This is a genomic window from Pandoraea norimbergensis (assembly GCF_001465545.3).
Lineage (GTDB): Bacteria > Pseudomonadota > Gammaproteobacteria > Burkholderiales > Burkholderiaceae > Pandoraea > Pandoraea norimbergensis.
On record NZ_CP013480.3, the window covers coordinates 4,076,446 to 4,090,459 of the forward strand.

The window sequence follows — 14,014 nt, forward strand, 5'->3', positions numbered from 1 at the left end:
CCGTCAGTCCTTCGTCACGTTATAGAAGCGTTTGAGCCGGATGGGCCAGCTCGTCACGCCATGCAGGCGAGAACTCACCAGCATCAGGTCGGGCGAGTTGTAGAGCACGAGCATCGGCACGTCGGCCAGCATGCGTTGGTGCAGTTCGCCGAACACGCGGGCACGCACGCGGTCGTCGGTCTCGCCCGCGATGCTGCGCAAAAGATCGAGCGCCGCCGGGTCTTCCCACTGCACCAGCGCGTTGCGCGACTTATCGCCGAGCACGTCGGCATACATCAACGCCGGGTCGGTGCGCGCCGTGTAGCCGAACGCCATCAGTTGGAAGCGCCCGGCGCGGTAGTCCGCCAGTTGCTTGCCCCACTCCACCACTTGCAGCTTCACGTTGATGCCGGCGCGCGCGAGCAGCGATTGCAGATACACGGCCATGGTGAACATGTGCGTGTAGCGGCGATTGGTCTCGAGCGTGATCGGCTGGCCGTGATAGCCGGCGTCGTCGAGCAGGCGCTTGACCTCCGGCAGCGACTTCACGTAACCCACGCGTGTGGCCGGGCTTGCCAGCGCACTGGCATTCGGCACGAGCGACGGGTTGTAGTCCGAGCGCCCTTCCGTTACGGCATTGGCGATGCCCGGCAGATCGGCGGCCAGCGCAATCGCACGGCGAATGCGCACATCGGCGAGCAGCGGGTCGCGCGACTGAATCAGCAGCATGGCGGGGTCGGCCCCCGGCCCGGCCACGACGTGCCATGCCGGATCTTTGGGCGGCACCATTTGCTCGGAGAGATTCATGGCGTCGATCTGGCCCGACATCAGCGCGGACATCTGCGCCGTCTCGTCCGGAATCGTGACGAAGCGCACGTCGGCGTGTGCGACCTTGGCCCCCGCTGACCCGTTCGCTGGTTCCTGACGTGGCCGGTAGGCGGCAAACGGTTTGAGCAACACGTACTGTCCCGGCTGCCAGTCGGCAAACACGTAAGGCCCGGTGCCGATGGGCTGCGACCAATGACCCTCGGCATCCACACTGTCCGGACTGAGCACCGCCAACGGGCAGCGCGGGTCGGCCATGTGATTGAGAAACAAAGCCGACGCGCGATCAAGATCGAACGTGACGGTGTAACGATCGACGACGTGCACGCCCAGCACCTTGGCGCCCGCGTGGCCGTCATAAGCGCGACGGCAATAGAACCCGGTCGACGGGTTCATGAAGTACTCGTAACTCCACTTCACGTCGGCCGCCGTCATCGGTTTGCCGTTGTGAAACTGCACGCCGTGGCGCAGATGGAACGTGTAGGTCTTGCCGTCGGCGGAGATGTCCCACCGGTCGGCAAGCATCGGGCCGATGCTCAGGTCTGCACGCAACGCGACGAGCGACTCGACTACGTGCGCGAGGATGTTGTCCGTCGCCGTGTTGCGCAGCAGGCTGCCCGGCATCGACGTGGGTGTGTCGGAACTCACGGCAAAACGAATCTCGTGACGGGCGGCGGCGGGTTGTGACTGCGGCTGCGGCTGTGATTGCGCCTGTGCCGAAGAAGCACACGCCAGCGACGCCACCAGTGCGAGGCTCGCCGCAAGACTGGTGCGCCAGCGGATGCGTGATTCTCGCCGACAAGGTGGCCGGGAATTCGGAGATAACTGGGAGATCGGGGACATCGGTTTGTCGTTGTACTGAGGGGACTGTCCGGGCGAAGCGACGCGGCGCGTGGGCACGTGCCACGCGCCCTGCCGTGTGCGCTCAGCGCAACCGATATTCGACGAATTCGCGCGATTCGTAGGGCTTGCGTGCAATCCACAGCACACCGTCGGCGGCGTCCATCAACGTGGTGCAGACGGTCGCCGCAATGCTGTCGAAGCTCACCTTTCGCGGCACGCGCAGTACGCCCACGGGGCTGCCGAAGTCGTCGGCGAGTACGCCCTTGATGACCGTCCAGTCGATTTTGCCGAAGCGTTCGCGGCCGATGTTCAGGCCTGCGGTCACGCGGCGTTGGCGGTAGATGGAATCGGGGCTCTTGGCCAGACCGAGATCGCGCAGCTTGGTGCGGGCCACCGGGCACAGCCAGTGATTGGCATGCACGAGGATGTCGTCAGTCGGCGTGAGCCAGAAAATCTCGTCCGGTGCGCATTCCAGATTCACGGCTTCACCGCGCGCATCGGCCAGCATGAGGTTGTTCGACGCGTAGCGGCGCGTATTCCACAGCGCTTTCATGGCGTCGGCAAGGCTGGTGGAATCGAGCATGCGGCGGCGAATCAGCGAGAGCGGCGTATTGGCTTCGCTCGCGTTCACATAGTCGCGGTCGGACGTGAGGAAGTTGCCGGACAGCGACAGGCCTGCGCTGTTGATGCCGTGGCGGCCAAGCGTTCCGGCTTCGGTAAAGACCAACAGATCGGGGCCGTCGTCGCGTCGCATGCGCAGCACGATGCCGGTATCGGCGCATTCGGCCCGCCAGTCCCAGTTATGCGCATGCAACAGACGCCCATTGGTACTCGCCTGCGGCATGACGATCAGGCCCGTGCAACCATCGTCGAGCGCCTTGCGGGCTTCGCCGATCTCGTCGTGACCATACATCATCTCGGTGCGGCAATTGATGATGACGATATCTTCGAGCGTGACGTTCGCGCCCTCGGCGATGCCGCGCATTTCCTCCAGATACGTCGCGTCGAATGCCTCGATGATGGGCACCATCCGACGTGCCAATGCCTTTTGCCGTTCGCTCGACACGCCCCGGCGATCCAGTTGCGTGCGGTACAGCGCCAGACTGCGCGCCACGCGCTCGGGTACCTGACGACCGTGTGCAAGGCCCCGTTCGAACGGCGTGCCGCTCACATCGACGAGGGGAAAGGCTTCATTGGCATGCATGGCTTGGCGTATCCGGTGATGAACGTGTGGATGAATGACACGCTGTCATCGTAGAAGGCCAAATAGACCGCGGGAAGCACGGTCCCGGCGATCGGTATCGGAAATTCCGATCACCCCTGCGCAATACCTCGAGTTATCGATCGAATCCGGCACATCCGGCGGCGCCAAGACCCCCGCCGATGGCCGATGCGATACAATCGCGGCAATTCTGATTAGGGTTTATACCAATCTAGAAGTGCCGTATCGGAAAAACCGATCGCGATTGCACCCTGCCATCAATGCGCCGCCGTCAGGGGCGCATCGACGCCAATCGTTCAGAAGGTGTGTCGCATGCCGATGCGCACCGCCGTCGACGACGGCCCTTGCCCGGTGTAGGTCCCCTTCACGAACGTCGGTGCGGCCCCGCCCCCAAGAAACACCGGTGCCGCGCCACCGCCCGCATACAGCCACGTGGCTTCGACGTATACGTCGGTGCGCTTGGACAGCGCGTAGTCCGCGAGGCCCGTCACGTTCTGCCACTTCTGCACGCCCATCTTCGAATACCAGTAGCCCGCCATGAACGTCCACGCCGGACCCCAGCGGTAGATCTGGTTGGCTTCGTAGGTATTCATCACGGCACTCTCGTTGCCGTTGCGAAAGCGCGTGCTGGTGAACAGCAGGCGCGTCGTATTCGGTCCGTAGCGGTAGCTGCCGCCCACGCCCCAACTGGCGATGTTGTCCAGCACCGCCGGCCCCGGCGGCAGATCCGGGAAAATCGTCGTCCCGGCCTGCGTGGGTGCGTTGACACCGGAGTTGTGAGTATTGGTGTAAGCCGCGCCGAGACTGAGGCCGTCGTTCGCATACTTCGCGCCGAAGGCAAACACACGTCCGGTCCCGGCGGAAACATCGGACGACGGCGTGGCGTACAAGCCGCCCACCGTCAGCCCCGCCCAGTTTGGCGACGTGTACTTGATGGCGTTGTTGATGTGCAGCGTGCCGGCCAGATGGTCGAAGTCACCCGGGTGCCACGAGTACTGCCCCGCCAACTGCCCCATCGTGAACTGCGTGAGGTTGTCCCAGAAGAAGTCGTACTGCTTGCCGAGCGTCAGCGTACCCAGCGTGTTGTCCTGAAGCCCCAACCACGCCTGCCGGCTGAACAGCACGCCGGACTGCACCATCGTGCCGGAGTAGAGATTGAACCCGTTCTCGAGGGCGAAGATGACACGGCGTCCGTCGCCCAGATCCTCGGTGCCACGCAGGCCCCAACGGTTGGCCTGAATCGCGCCGTCGTTCGCGACAAAGGTGCCGTGACCGTTCAGGTTGCTGAAGTACGTAAGGCCGGCGTCGATGATCCCGTACAACTGCACCGAGCTTTGCGCCTCGGCGGGCGCGGCAACGGCCAGCAAGGCCGGGGTCAACAGAACAGCAAGCAGGGAAGCGAGCGGAATACGGCGTGCAGCAAGGCGTGCAGCAAGGCGAGTCATGAGGTTTGTCTCCATATCGTATTTTTTTGGGCAAAACGAATCCGTCACCCTCTGGCGGGGCGAGACGGTTACAGCAGGGACTGCGGAATCTTCAGAAGTTGGGGCAGGCGTCGGCTACGGTTGGTGCCGTCTCAACGCCTGCCCGCGCGGGTCATCCGGAAAACCGGTAGACGACGGAATCGACCCGAAAGCGCACGTCGGCGTCGAGACTGTTGGTCACGACCACATAGCGCTGGCCGTCGATCTCGAATGTCGATGCATCGGTGCCGCCGGAGGTGTCGAACCAGGCGAGTGCGTCGAAGCCGTCGCCACGCCATCGCCACAACACCGATTGCTGGACAGGCTCGGGGGCCTTCGGTGTGCCGGTGATGAAGCGCACTTGCAACAGATAACGCGGTGCGCCGGGGCGGCTGGCAGGTATCTCGCAAAGCTCGCGCCCACCTGCGCCGTCGAGCGTCTGCGTCGCGATGAATTGCACGCCGTCGAAACGGTACAGCGTTGTGTGGCTGAGCAGATTGGCGTGGACGAGCCACAGCGTCTGGCCGTCGACGAAGAAATGGAAAGCGCGACCGCCCGGCTCATCGAAGGTCTGAAGCGTCTCGAACTGGCTGCCGTTCCAGCGAAAGATGCGCGACCCGCTGACATGATCGGCATAAGCCACATAGTGTTTGCCGGCATGCGCGATGTGCGCCCAGTTGTAGCCCCATCGACCGCCGGTTGCCTGAAACGGTGCAAAGCGCTCGCCATTCCATGCGAACACGCAGGACTGGTCCGGGTGCCGTGCTACCGGCCCTTCCACCGTGACGCCCTGTGCGAGGCCGAGGAAGTGCCGCCCGTCGATCTCGAAGTGACGCCACTGTTTACCGGCGAAGACTTCGAATCGCTGATGCTCGCGCCATTCGCCATGAAGACGCTCGTACAGCACGGCATGCGTGTTCAGATCGTACGGGCCGCTCCCGGTGCGAATACCCACGCAGGCGAGGAATTCTCGCGTGCCGATGGTGAAGTGTTCAACGTCTTCGCCACCGGGCAGTGACAGGCGCTCGGCGAGTGTGAAAGCGCCCTCTCCTGCTGTTGCCCCTTCTTCCCAGCGGTAAAACAGCGCATCAACGTTGCTGTCGCCACCGTTCATGTAGGGCACTTCGCCCGCCACGTCCTTCGACATCTGCGCAATCGCCAGCCAGCGCTCGCCATCGCGGGTGAAAGTCGCCACGGCTCTCGCAGCGCTGGTCGGCAGCGTCTGGACGGGCGTCAGCGGACGCTCGGCAGCCTGCATATCGGCGCGGCTGTCAGTGAAATTAACGGCCATGATTCACTTCTCCGTGCGGCACTTGTGCGCCGTAGGTGTCGGGGTGTTGCACCTGAGGTGCCGCGCCGTCATGTCCTTCCGCCTGAGGCGGCGTGCGCCAGCGAGCAATGCTCACACCCAGGGCACCGATGACGGCCATGCAGGCGGCAAAAAGGAAGAGTTGCGGCAACGGCATCTGGCGAGCGATCAACCAGCCACCGACGGTCGGTCCGATGATCGAGCCGAGGCGGCCGATCGCCATCGTCGCGCCGACCCCGGCGGCACGCACGTCGGTCGGGAACAATCGGCTGGCTATCGCCGGGAACGTCAGTTGGCCACCGACCAGACAGGCACCGACCGCGAAGAGCATCCCGAACGTGGCATGCCCCACGCCGATGAGATTGCCGAGCACCACGGTCAGCACGGCACCGCCGATGAAGGAGCACGCCACGGGCACAAACGGCCCGGCCCGCGTCACGACCGTCGAGAGCAGCAGCGCGCCGACAATCGCCCCGATATTGAGCGTGACCGCGCCCATCGCTGCACGGTCGGGCGCTACGCCGTTCAGATGCAACAGCGTCGGCATGAAACTCACAAGAAAGCCCGACAGAATCATCGTCGCGAGCACGCCAACCCACAGGGCCGATGCCGCGACACCACGTCCGTCGGCGAACACGCGTGGCAGCATGCCGCGCCGCTGCAAGACGGCACCGGGACGTTCACTCTTGTTGGCATCGGCAGGCGCCGTTGCGGGCAGCACCCAGAGCACCGGGAGGATGACGAGCAGCGCAAACGCACCGCCCATCTGGAACACGAACGGCCAGCCGAAGCGCATCATCAGCACGGCCGAGATCGCGCCGCCCACGACGGCACCCAGCGGAAAGCCGATGAACATCAGGATGACGAGTGCCGAGCGGCGGCGCACCGGCGCGCTCTCTGCCGTGATGGCCGTCACCGGCGGAATCGCGCCGCCCATGCCCAGTCCTCCGAGCAGGCGAAGGATCGACAATTCCGTGGCCGACGTGGCCCATGCGCAAGCCAGCGTGAATACGCCGGTCATGATCAGCGCAGCGACCAGCGTCGGGCGGCGGCCGAAGCGGTCGGCGAGCGGTCCTGCGATGAGCGAGCCGACGACCGTGCCGATAAAGCCCGCGCCAAAGACCCGCCCCAGCGACGCCGGGTCGATATTCAATGACTTGGACAGCAACGGTGCGACGAAGCTGAGCATCAGCGTGTCGAAGCCGTCGATCATCGAGACGGCGAAGCACACCAGCGTGATCGCGACGATCCGTCGTACGGGTAGCGCAGCGGAGACACTGGGTGTCCCCTCGTTCTGCATCAGATTCATGGTTGTCTCCTGATGGGGCTATTTGATTTCGTGTTTAAACCGTCTTGAAGCGGTCCCTTCGGACAATGAACGGTGCAGCGCCCCTGCGGCCCGTTTCTCGTTTTGTCCGTAGTTGTCTCTTTGGGTTAATCAGCTCATGCGCCAGCGCGTTTTTCAACGAACGCGCACCGGGTAATTCACATGCGTAAATCCGGGGATGACCGCGCGCGACGGGTCGTTATCGCAGCGGGCTAACTCATCGACGATGTAGTCGGCCACGCAGTTGGAGAGCAGTTGCGCCGGGTCTTCCATGATGCGACGCAGTCGTGCCACCATGACGTTGCGGTCCTGTGCGTCGGCCAGCGGCGGCATGGCTTCGTCAGGCGACGGCGCGAATGAAAACCCGGGCGCTTCCGGAAACATCTTGCGAGCGACTTCAATGCTGGCGCGTGTGTTGTGCCACAGCTCGCGGTACCCCGCCTCAAGGGATTTAAGGTCGTCTGCCGTCCCGAGGTTCGCCACGGAAAAGCCCGGTGCGTGCGGTGCCACTAGCAGGCGCTCGGGCGGCAGTTGTTCGCCTGAAGCCCGCCAGATGAGATGGCACATATTGTTCGACGACCATGTCGCCCCCGCCGTCGGACGGCCCGAGCGCCCCGAGACGATGACCATCGCGCGCGACCAGTCGATCGGTTGCGCGCGCAGCCAGTTGCCGATGCGATAGACAATGTCGAGATACGCAAGACCGAAGGTCGCAAACATCACGTCGTTCATCGGCACCGGCAAGTCGCTGCCCGGTGCTGCCTCGAAGTAGTCTGCGACGAGGCGGTCGAAATCCAGCCGAGCCGGGTCGGCCAGTGCTTGCGTGAGCCAGCGAATGGAAACGTCGCACGTGTAGTCGATCAGATCGACCAGCCGGGCTTCGTTGCCGCGCAGACTCTGCACGGCAACGACGTCGCGCCAGTGCGCCAGGGTATTGGCCTCGCGCACGTGTCCGGCATGTTCGATCAATCGCTTCGCTTCGGCGCGCCATGCGGCCGCTTCGCTGTCGCCCTGCCTTTCGTCGTCCAGTTCGCGCAACCGGGCGAGATAGGCCAGCGCCAGCGGCAGATGCGAGACCGCCGTCAGCTCGATGAACCCCCGCGTCGACTTACGAAAACTCTCGATCTGCGCAGGTGCGCCAGCGCCCGGGAACAGCGCGATATCCGAGCCGGTTGAGACCAGCAGCGGCAGTGCTGCGTCGCGTGCCGACATCGTCTTCGCCAGCCGGTTGCCAAGGCTATTCGGGTCGGAGGTGAAAGCGTGAAACAGCCCGGCGAAGGCGGAATGAGGTTGATAGCTCATGAGCAAGCTCGATCAGAAATCGTAGAGGCGGGCCGGATTATCGACGAGGATCCGGCGACGCGTCACGGCGTCTGTCGTCCAGTCACCCAGCAGGTTCAGCAATTCACCGGTATCGCGCTCACCCATCGGGATATGTGGCCAGTCCGATCCCCAAATGACCTTGTCAGGTGCGGTCTCGATGATCGCCTTTGCCATCGGCGCGACCGAGGACAGCGGTCGCCCTTTGGCCACGCGATACGGTGCCGACAGCTTGAGCGTGCAGTTGCCGTCCTTCAGCAGTTGAAGCAGGCGCGTGAAGTCATCGCTCGTGAGCCCGTCTTCCTGCGTCATGTAGCCCATGTGGTCGATCACGAACGGTGTGCGCACGTCGGCCAAAAACGGAATCAGGTTTCGCACGATCGGACCCGGCGCGTAAAACTGGAGATGCCAGCCGAGGCTTTCGCACAGCGCCGCCATGCGGGTGATATAGGCCTGAATTTCTTGCGTGGGTTGTTCCGCTCGCGAGAACAGATCGAGCCGGATGGCCCGCACGTTGGCGCGATGCCATGCATCGAGCGTGGCGGCGGGCATCCCCTCCTCGATCATCACGACGCCACGTGCGGCATCGCCCGCTTTGGCCAAGGCGTCGAGCAGACAACGATTGTCCGTGCCGTAGAAGCTGGGCTGGACGATGGCGAAGCGGCGAATCGAGAGCGCATCCATCACTTCGCGGTACTTGTCGAGCCCGCCATCGGGCAAGGTGTATTGCGGATTGCCCACGCTCGGATATTGCGAGAGCGGCTCGAATACGTGCATGTGCGCGTCGCAGGCGTTCTCGGGCATGTCGAATGCGGGGCGGGTCAGCGAGCTTGCGGCGCGCATCGGGGTAGAGGTCAGTTGGCCGGCGTATTGGGTTGCCATGTGAGTGAGTTCTGTGGGGTTGGCAAAAAGGGGATCGGGTGAGGCGACCGCTCAGGCGGGCGTCAGCGCGTTGCGATCGGCCGCCACGCGACGCCGCATCGCGTCGAGAAACAGGTCGCCGTCGATGCCACTGAAAACGAACGGCGCAGCGCCGTCGGCACGCAGTTGCGTCAGGGCCTCGCCTTCCGGCATGCCGCCGACGATGGCGATCTTGCCTTGGGCGCGCACGGCGGCCACGACTTGGCGGCAGGCCGCCAGCACATCGGGATGAGTCGGATTTCCGGTATGGCCGAGGTCGGCGGACAGATCGTTGCAGCCGAGAGCCACGATGTCGACGCCGGGCACTGCCGCAATCGCCGCAGCGTTTTCCACGCCTGCGCGGCTTTCGATCAGCAGCTTGACTGCGGTGACCGCGTTCACGCGGCGATTCATTTCGGCAGCCGGCAATTTCTCGTAGCCGACGAATGGGAGCGTGGCCAGTTGGGAGCGTTGACCGTGCGGGGCAAAGCGGCTCGCCGTGACGATTTCGCGGGCCTGTTCGGCGGACTCGATACGGGCAGCGATGATGCCCAGTGCGCCGCCGTCTAGCACGCGGTTGATCATGCCGTAGTCGCGCTCCGGCACGCGCACCCAAGGCATCAGGCCGAGATCGACCGCGCACAGGCAAAGCTGCGAGACGGTGTCGACCGGCATCGGGCTGTGTTCCATGTCGATCCACACCGTGTCGTAACCGGCGGCGCGCGCCCAGCGCACAACGTCGGGTGAGCGTGCGGCGCGCATGCCCAGTGCAAATACGGGTTGACCGGCGCGCAGGCGCGCCATGAGTTCGGTACTTTCCATGCTGTCTCCGAAGCCCTTGGGGCTTGGTTTCGTTTGAGTGGTTTCGTGACAGTATGGCCCCGCCAATCGATTTCATTTATTCTTTGAAATCACGTTAATGATTTGCAAATCAAATCAATGAAAGGCACCGGGCGATGATGAATATTCGGCATCTGGAGTACTTTGCGGTGCTGGCGGAGGAGCTGCATTTCCGGCGCAGTGCCGAGCGGCTGGGGATAACACAGGCACCGCTGAGTCTGGCGATTCAAGCGCTTGAAGAATCGTTGGGAGCGCGGTTGTTTCACCGCACCCGGCGCTCGGTCTCGCTGACCGAGGCGGGTATTGCGCTGGCGGCGCAGGCACCGGCGATCCTGGCGCATATCGAACATGCGCGTGAGTCGGTGTGGCAGACGGTGAGCGGAGAAGTGGGCCGGTTGCGCGTGGGGTTCACGAACGCGTCGTCGCTGTCGCCCGTGTTTCCGCAATTGATTCACGCCTATCGCAAGCAACGGCCGAAGGTGCAGGTTCAGTTGCACGAGTTGCCGTCGTCGCGACAGCTTGATGCGCTGGAAGCGCGCGAAATCGACGTTGCGTTGTTGCGTCTCGATGCGCAGCAACCGGCGCCGTCGTCGTTAGTGCTGACGCCGCTGGTCGTCGAGCCGCTGGTGTTGGCAATGCACGCCGGACACCCGTTGGCAAAGGCGGCCAAGGTGCGCATTGCCGACTTGCGCGACGAGGCGTTCATCGCCTATCCGCGCTCGGCGGGCGTGGTGATGTTCGCGCAGATTCATGCGCTGTGCGCGAAACGCGGGTTCGAACCGAAGATCGTGCAGGAGGCGCAGCAGGCCTCGACGCTGATCGGGCTTACGGCAACCGGGCTTGGCGTCACCATCGTGCCCGCGTCGCTGAACGCTATCGCAGTCCCCGGCGTCGTGTTTCGCGATTTTGCGGATACGGACACGACGACGACGCTTTACATCGGCCATCGGTATGGCGACGCAAACTCACGGGTGAAATTGTTCGTGGAGCTGGCGGGGACATTGCGGGAGCAAGGGGCTGGTAGCCCGCCAGCGACGATGGGGAAGAAGGTGTCGGCGAGGAAGCGCAAGGTGGGTGGGTGAGGACGTTTCCAGTGAAGTGTGAGTGGCCAATTACTTCAAGACGGCATCGGCATCAAGGCAAAAATCGAGGTAAAAACCACCTGTGACACGGACACAACAGGATATTGAAATTGGCGCGCGCACGGCATAGATTTCAGCCACGGGGACTGCTTCTTCAATTAAGAAAATTGTCCTGGGAGCGTGCCTATGAATGCCACGGCGCTTGCAAACCGTACCTGCCCTGCCCCCTTAAAACCGCTTCTCTTCGCCATACCGCTTTGCACGCTCGGCACCGCCCATGCCGCTTGCGACAATCTGAATCCGTCCAGCAACACCACGGTCACCTGTACCGGCAGCGGCGGCGCGGTCCTCGCGCAGAGCGGCAGCACTAACGTCACCGTCAACGTCACGCCGGGAAGCACCGTTTCCCTGATTCGTGGCACCCCCAATCTCGCGATCATCACGGTCGACACCGCCAGCACGATCTCCAACGCCGGCGCACTCAGCCTGTCCGGCTCATCGTCGTCGGGACGTGGTGCCGCGATGCTGGGCCAGAACAACGGCAACACCCTCGTCAATACGGCAACCGGCACCATTACGACCAGTGGCGCCAACAACGACGCCATGGCGCTGAACGGCAACAACGGGTCGATCACGAACAACGGGACGATCACGCTCTCGGGCCCCGGCAGCTATGGCATGACGGCGTCATGGGGTCAGGCGTCGTCGCTCGGACAGTTCACGACGTTCTTGAACACCGGGACCATCACCGCCACCGGCTCAGGCAGTCGCGCGATGAGCTCGACGGGCGGGCAGAGCACGCTGACCAATACCGGCACGCTGATCACCACGGGCGGCACGCCCTCCAGCCGGTCGTTCACCGTCTTCATGCAGGGCAACAACATCACGTTCACCAACAGCGGTTATGTCGAAGCGCGAGGCATCAACAGCGACGCGGTGGTATCGAATACCGGCGGGGGTTTCACCGGCACTATCGTCAATCAGGCGGGCGGACAGATCATCAGCCAGCAGGGTTACGGTGTGCGCACGGTCAACGGCACGATTTCGATCACCAATGCCGGCCTGATCCAGAGCAACGTGGGGACCGCCATATTCATGAACCCGGCGGCCCGCTCGAACACGCTGACGTTGCAAACCGGCTCGCAGATCGTCGGCACCGCGGATGGGGGTGCAAGCGCCGTGAGCACGCTCGTGTTGCAAGGCACGGGGACGGCCAGTAATCCGTTCATCAATTTCGGCACCCTGCTCGCGCAAGGCGACAACTGGACGTGGAGCGGCAGCGGCAACTTCAATAGCGCCCAACTGCAAAGCGGCATCTTCAACCTGACCGGTACGTTGGGTGGCGCGACGACGACGGTCGCGTCGGGTGCCACCCTCACGGGCACCGGCACCCTGACCGGCAACGTCACGAATCTGGGCACCGTCCATCCCGGCGATGGCGCGGGCAACGGCACGCTGACCATTGCCGGCAACTACACCGGTCAAGGCGGCAAGCTCCTCGTCGACTCGGTGCTTGGCAACGACAGTTCACGTGTTGCGCCGCTCACGGTCAGCGGGGGCACCATCGGTGGCAGTACGACCGTTGCCATCAATAATCTCGGCGGTCTTGGTGCGCTCACCACCGGCAATGGCATTCCCGTCGTGCAGGCCGTCGGTGGCACCACGTCGTCAGGCTCGGCTTTTTCATTGGGTGCGCCGGTCAGCGCGGGTGCCTACACGTACTTTCTCTATAAAGGCGGCACTACCGCCAACAGCACCAACAGCTGGTATCTGCGCTCGACGGTCCCTACGTCTGAGGAAGTCGTCGTGAACGTCATCGATCCCGTCACCGGAGAACCGGAAACCGAAGTCGTTCCGCCCCCGACGGCAGCCGTTGGCACCCCACCGACCGCGACGCTACAGCCGGGTGATGATCCTCTGCCCATCTATCGGATTGAAGTCCCCGTGTACTCGATGATGCCGGAGTTGGGCAGAACCGCAGGCTTCGCCCAACTGGCGACATTCCACGAGCGGCAGGGCCAGCAAGGATTGCTCGACGAGCGTGGGTGGCTGACCGATGGCTGGGCCCGCGTCTGGGGCCAAACCGAGCAGCTACGCACGAAAGGCGACGTGACGCCCCAGTTCGACGGCAATATCGGTGGCGTACAGATCGGGCACGACCTCTTTGCCGGACGCAGCGACACGGGCCATGCCGATCACGTCGGCGTGCTCGGCGGATGGACTCGCGCGTCGGGCGACGTTCAAGGGCTGGCGCTGGGCATGCCCGACACCCACGCGGGCACGCTGGCGCTGGACATGTACAGCGCTGGTCTTTACTGGACGCACGTCATGCCGGGCGGTGCCTACACGGACGCCGTGGTCCTCGCATCGGCGATGCAGTTTCAGTCGAAACCGATCAGCGGACTCAACCAGAGCGTTCACGGCAAGGGGCTCGCGGCCTCCCTCGAAACCGGATGGCCGATGGCGCTGACCGAGACGTTGGCACTCGAACCGCAGGCGCAAATCGTCTGGCAGCGTCAGGCAATCGACGATTTCAACGATGGGATTTCGACCGTTGGATTCAACAACGTGAATAGCTGGCTGGCCCGCATCGGGGCGCGGCTGGAGGCAAACTACGACGGTGCGCGGGGTCTGCTGCGGCCGTATTTGTTATTCAATTTGCTGCACGCATTCGGCAACGACGGCCGCGTTCTCTTTGGCGGCACGACGCCGGTCGTGACGAGCGCCAACAGCACGTCAGCGCAATTCGGAATCGGCGTGGCAGGCCGCTTCAATAAAGCCGCCAGCGTCTACGCCACTCTTGCCTACCTGACACAACTCGACGCGACGAGACAGCAGTCGGTGTCCGCCACGCTTGGTCTGCGTTGGACGTGGTGATGCAGGGTGAGTGACTACGGGAGATCA

10 protein-coding genes are annotated in these 14,014 nt (G+C 63.6%); 2 read left to right on the forward strand and 8 right to left on the reverse strand.

Annotated features, from left to right (window positions below; all coding sequences use genetic code 11):
- Positions 1–3: 3 nt before the first annotated feature.
- From AT302_RS17865 to AT302_RS17900, 8 genes are all read right to left on the reverse strand, one after another.
- A complete protein-coding gene (locus AT302_RS17865) occupies positions 4–1,647 on the reverse strand; it encodes an ABC transporter substrate-binding protein (protein ID WP_058379588.1) in 1,644 nt (547 codons plus the stop codon).
- 82 nt (positions 1,648–1,729) lie between these two features.
- Entirely contained in the window at positions 1,730–2,851 is a 1,122-nt protein-coding gene (locus AT302_RS17870; protein ID WP_058379589.1) for a C45 family autoproteolytic acyltransferase/hydolase, read from the reverse strand.
- A 314-nt stretch (positions 2,852–3,165) separates the two neighbouring features.
- Positions 3,166–4,314 (reverse strand): porin, encoded by a 1,149-nt coding sequence (locus AT302_RS17875; protein ID WP_058379590.1) that lies wholly within the window; start codon positions 4,312–4,314, stop codon positions 3,166–3,168.
- 151 nt (positions 4,315–4,465) lie between these two features.
- Positions 4,466–5,623 carry a hypothetical protein gene (locus tag AT302_RS17880; RefSeq protein WP_058379591.1) on the reverse strand — a complete coding sequence of 386 codons (1,158 nt, stop codon included), beginning with the start codon at positions 5,621–5,623 and terminating at the stop codon, positions 4,466–4,468.
- Positions 5,613–6,950 carry an MFS transporter gene (locus AT302_RS17885; RefSeq protein ID WP_058379592.1) on the reverse strand — a complete coding sequence of 446 codons (1,338 nt, stop codon included), beginning with the start codon at positions 6,948–6,950 and terminating at the stop codon, positions 5,613–5,615. The genes AT302_RS17880 and AT302_RS17885 overlap by 11 nt, the downstream gene beginning before the upstream one ends.
- A 153-nt stretch (positions 6,951–7,103) precedes the next feature.
- Entirely contained in the window at positions 7,104–8,270 is a 1,167-nt protein-coding gene (locus tag AT302_RS17890; protein ID WP_058379593.1) for a DUF5624 domain-containing protein, read from the reverse strand.
- A 12-nt stretch (positions 8,271–8,282) separates the two neighbouring features.
- Entirely contained in the window at positions 8,283–9,170 is an 888-nt protein-coding gene (locus AT302_RS17895; RefSeq protein ID WP_058379594.1) for an amidohydrolase family protein, read from the reverse strand.
- 51 nt (positions 9,171–9,221) lie between these two features.
- On the reverse strand, positions 9,222–10,010 hold the full coding sequence (locus tag AT302_RS17900) for an HpcH/HpaI aldolase family protein (RefSeq protein WP_058379595.1): 789 nt from the start codon (positions 10,008–10,010) through the stop codon (positions 9,222–9,224).
- A 134-nt stretch (positions 10,011–10,144) separates the two neighbouring features.
- On the opposite strand from AT302_RS17900, the gene AT302_RS17905 reads away from it, so the two are divergent.
- Together AT302_RS17905 and AT302_RS17910 are read left to right on the forward strand one after the other, a co-directional pair.
- The gene (locus tag AT302_RS17905) at positions 10,145–11,110 is read left to right on the forward strand and encodes a LysR family transcriptional regulator (RefSeq protein ID WP_058379596.1); all 966 of its coding nucleotides are present in this window, start codon (positions 10,145–10,147) and stop codon (positions 11,108–11,110) included.
- A gap of 186 nt (positions 11,111–11,296) precedes the next feature.
- Complete coding sequence (locus AT302_RS17910; protein WP_058379597.1) at positions 11,297–13,987, forward strand: autotransporter family protein; 2,691 nt, start codon at positions 11,297–11,299, stop codon at positions 13,985–13,987.
- The last annotated feature ends 27 nt before the right edge of the window (positions 13,988–14,014 follow it).

Coding starts and splice junctions, on each gene's coding strand:
- AT302_RS17865 (WP_058379588.1), bottom strand. CDS start 1,647: ATGTCCCCGATCTCCCAGTTATCTCCGAATTCCCGGCCACCTTGTCGG.
- AT302_RS17870 (WP_058379589.1), bottom strand. CDS start 2,851: ATGCATGCCAATGAAGCCTTTCCCCTCGTCGATGTGAGCGGCACGCCG.
- AT302_RS17875 (WP_058379590.1), bottom strand. CDS start 4,314: ATGACTCGCCTTGCTGCACGCCTTGCTGCACGCCGTATTCCGCTCGCT.
- AT302_RS17880 (WP_058379591.1), bottom strand. CDS start 5,623: ATGGCCGTTAATTTCACTGACAGCCGCGCCGATATGCAGGCTGCCGAG.
- AT302_RS17885 (WP_058379592.1), bottom strand. CDS start 6,950: ATGAATCTGATGCAGAACGAGGGGACACCCAGTGTCTCCGCTGCGCTA.
- AT302_RS17890 (WP_058379593.1), bottom strand. CDS start 8,270: ATGAGCTATCAACCTCATTCCGCCTTCGCCGGGCTGTTTCACGCTTTC.
- AT302_RS17895 (WP_058379594.1), bottom strand. CDS start 9,170: ATGGCAACCCAATACGCCGGCCAACTGACCTCTACCCCGATGCGCGCC.
- AT302_RS17900 (WP_058379595.1), bottom strand. CDS start 10,010: ATGGAAAGTACCGAACTCATGGCGCGCCTGCGCGCCGGTCAACCCGTA.
- AT302_RS17905 (WP_058379596.1), top strand. CDS start 10,145: ATGATGAATATTCGGCATCTGGAGTACTTTGCGGTGCTGGCGGAGGAG.
- AT302_RS17910 (WP_058379597.1), top strand. CDS start 11,297: ATGAATGCCACGGCGCTTGCAAACCGTACCTGCCCTGCCCCCTTAAAA.